At 52.4% G+C, this 3,525-nt stretch carries 2 protein-coding genes; one reads left to right on the forward strand and one right to left on the reverse strand.

The annotated features are described in order from the left end of the window. The first annotated feature begins 11 nt into the window (after positions 1-11). A complete protein-coding gene (mscL, locus tag ACTHUT_RS15735; protein ID WP_070591900.1) occupies positions 12-455 on the forward strand; it encodes a large conductance mechanosensitive channel protein MscL in 444 nt (147 codons plus the stop codon). Positions 456-708: 253 nt separating this feature from the next. Here mscL and ACTHUT_RS15740 read toward each other — a convergent pair. Further along, positions 709-3,525 (reverse strand): Rne/Rng family ribonuclease (locus tag ACTHUT_RS15740; RefSeq protein ID WP_440419010.1); only part of this gene is annotated, 2,817 nt, incomplete at its 5' end.

Raw genomic sequence — 3,525 nt, forward strand, 5'->3', positions numbered from 1 at the left:
GGAGATTAATTATGTCAATCGCTTCAGAATTTAAAGAATTTATTATGCGTGGCAACGTGATCGACCTCGCAGTCGGTATGGTTGTCGGTACAGCATTCAGCGGCATCGTCAAATCATTGGTTGACGATGTAATCATGCCTCCTATCGGTCTGCTGATTGGTGGCGTTGATTTCTCCAACCTGTTCATCACGCTGAAAGACGGCGCACAAGCCGCTCCTGAAGCTGGTTACGCCAGCCTGGCGGCCGCTCAAGCAGCCGGTGCCGTTACTTTGAACATTGGTCTGTTCATTAACACTGTGATCAGCTTCCTGATCATCGCCGCTGCCATCTTCTGCGTGGTTAAAGCCATCAACTCCGTGAAAAAAACCGAAGCTCCTGCTGAAGAAGCACCAGCAGAGCCTAGCGAAGAAGTTCTGTTGTTGCGCGAAATCCGTGACTCTCTGAACAAAAAATAATCACAATACCTAAACATACACACAAACCAAGGCCGTCTGAAACCGTTTCAGACGGCCTTTTCTCATACCAATCTATTTCGTTAAGTCCTTCCTATTGAAAGAATCACGCCCTTCCCTTTCTCAGCAAGCTATCCTGCTTTTTCAACCATGAATTAACGCTCATGGTAAACACAAAGAAAATGAGCAGCGCATCTCCTTGCCAATAAAAAAGCCCGATGCGTTCAACATCGGGCTTTTAACTGGAAAACCAATCTTAGTCTTTGCGTGTTTCCACCAAAATCATTTCGACTGCTACGTCTTCCACTTCTACTTTAGGCACATCCGAACGGCGTGTTTTAGCAACCGGTTCAGGTTGTGGCTGCGCGGCTAAAGCGGCAACGGCTTGCGGATCGGTTTCAACGAAGATCAAATCGCCTAAGCTCTCAGGCACAACGATTGCGACAGGCGCTGCTTGAGCTACGGCTTCAGCTGGTGTGGCAACAGTTTCGGCTGGTGCTTCAACCGGTGCAATAGTAGTCGTTGCATTCAGAGACAATACTGCAGAAATGGCTTTTTTAACGTTGCTGACGGCAGAAGCAAGCAGGGCTTGTTCGGCATCAGCGCCTTCAGTTTGCGCTACGGCAGGCTCGTCTTCGCTTTCAATCGCAAATACGAATGGCTCTGCGCTGGTAACTTCAGGCTCGGATACCACAATCACCAGCGGCTCGGCTTGGTCGCTTTCAGAAGACAATGTTGCATTTGCAGCTTCAACCGTTTCGTTCAAACCTAAAACATGCGCTACGGCAAAGAGGACTTTGTCAGCGGTATCGGTAATGTTCAGGTATTGCTCGATTTTTGCCGAAGACGGAATATTGCGTTTTTTGCTGTTGGAACGGCGGTCGTTACGGTTGTTGCGCTGACGGTTGTTGCGGTCGCGTCCTTGACGGCCGTTGTTTTTCACACCCTCTTCGCTGCGGGCGTTGTCGTCCGCTTCAACTTGCGCCTGTTCGCCATCGGCTTGAACGTTCACGTCCTCAACACGGTTTTCCGCAGATTGATGACGGTTGCGCTCGTTACGGCCGTTGTTGCGGCGGCGTTTATTGCCGTTTTGTTCCGCTTGGTTTTCAGACGGCATCTCAACCAGTGCAGCTACTTCTTGAACGTTTACGTCTTCAACCACTTCCTCAACACGGTTGCGCTCGTTGTTGCGATCATCGCGGCGGTTGTTACGGTTGCGGTTGCGACGATTGTCTTTACGCTCGTCGTTGCGGCTTTCGTTTGATTTGTTTTCTTCAAACTTGCTGTCGACAGCTTCGGCATTCACTTCGCGCACTTCTACCTTGCTGCCGTCGTGCCTATTGTTGCGGCGCGGGTTTTGGCGGCGGTTGTTTGCGCGGCGGTTGCCGGAATTGCCGTTGCGGTTGTTGCCGTTTGAAGTGCGTTTTTCTGCCACTTCGGCAACAGGCGCGGTTTCGGCTGCGGTATTGCCGCCGAAAATGCGTTTGAGCCATGCTTTGAAGCTATCCCACCATGAACCGTTCTTCTGCTCGGCTACAACCGGTGCAGGCTGGGTATGGCGTACGCCTTTGACAGCTGGCTCAGGACGGGAAGCTTTGGCTCTTTCGCTGCCGAAAGGTTTGGCGGATTCGTCTTCTTCCGGCTCGGCAACGCGTTTGTAGCTCGGTTCGCCGTCTTCTTCTACGTCGTCAATGCGGATGCGGTTGATTTCGTAGTGCGGATTTTCCAAGTGAATGTTTGGAATCAGGACGACGTTCACATCCAAGCGCTCTTCCATCGCAAACAGCTCGGCGCGTTTTTCGTTCAACAGGAAGGTGGCAACATCGACAGGAACTTGTGCGTGCACTTCTCCGGTGTTGTCTTTCATTGCTTCTTCTTGAATGATGCGCAAAACGTGCAGGGCGGTGGATTCGATACCGCGGATGACGCCGGTACCGGCGCAGCGCGGACACGCAACATGGCTGCTTTCGCCTAAAGCCGGTTTCAAACGTTGGCGGCTCAATTCCAAAAGGCCGAAACGCGAAAGTTTGCCCATTTGCACGCGGGCGCGGTCTTTTTTGAGCGCATCGCGCAGAACGTTTTCAACATCGCGTTGGTGTTTCGGATTTTCCATGTCGATGAAGTCGATGACGACCAAACCGCCCAAGTCGCGCAGGCGCATTTGACGGGCAACCTCTTCGGCGGCTTCCATATTGGTTTTGAACGCGGTGTCTTCAATGTCAGAGCCGCGTGTAGCGCGCGCAGAGTTGACGTCGATGGAAACCAGGGCTTCGGTGTGGTCGATCACAATCGCGCCACCGGAAGGCAGGCTGACGCTGCGTGAGAACGCACTTTCGATTTGGTGTTCGATTTGGAAACGGGAGAACAGTGGCGTGTGGTCTTGATAGAGTTTCAGACGGCCTACATTGCTCGGCATGACGTAGCTCATGAACTCGGCAACTTGGTCGTGAACTTCTTGATTGTCCACCAAAATCTCGCCGATATCGGGACGGAAATAGTCGCGAATCGCACGAATCAGCAGCGAGCTTTCCATAAAGAGCAGGTAAGGGTCATGATGTGCTTTGCCTGCTTCTTCAATGGCTTTCCAGAGTTGTTTGAGGTAGTTCAAGTCCCATTCCAACTCTTCCGCGCTGCGGCCGATGCCGGCAGTACGGGCAATGATGCTCATGCCGTTTGGAATGTCGAGTTCGGCCATGGCGGCTTTCAACTCTTGACGCTCTTCGCCTTCGATACGGCGGGATACGCCGCCGCCACGCGGGTTGTTCGGCATCAATACCAAATAGCGGCCGGCCAGGCTGATGAAAGTGGTCAGCGCCGCGCCTTTGTTGCCGCGTTCGTCTTTTTCAACTTGGACGATAACTTCCATGCCTTCTTTGAGCACGTCCTGAATACGCGCCCTGCCGCCTTCGTAATCGCGGAAATACGAACGCGATACTTCCTTAAACGGCAAAAAGCCGTGGCGGTCGGTTCCGTAATCGACGAAACACGCTTCCAGCGACGGCTCGATGCGGGTAATGATACCTTTGTAGATATTGCCTTTACGCTGTTCTTTGCCCAGCGTTTCGATGTCCAA

Source organism: Neisseria sp. P0022.S010, from assembly GCF_051956635.1.

What these genes read in the sequence shown, in the direction of transcription:
- mscL (WP_070591900.1), top strand. Translation starts at nt 12, where the DNA reads ATGTCAATCGCTTCAGAATTTAAAGAATTTATTATGCGTGGCAACGTG.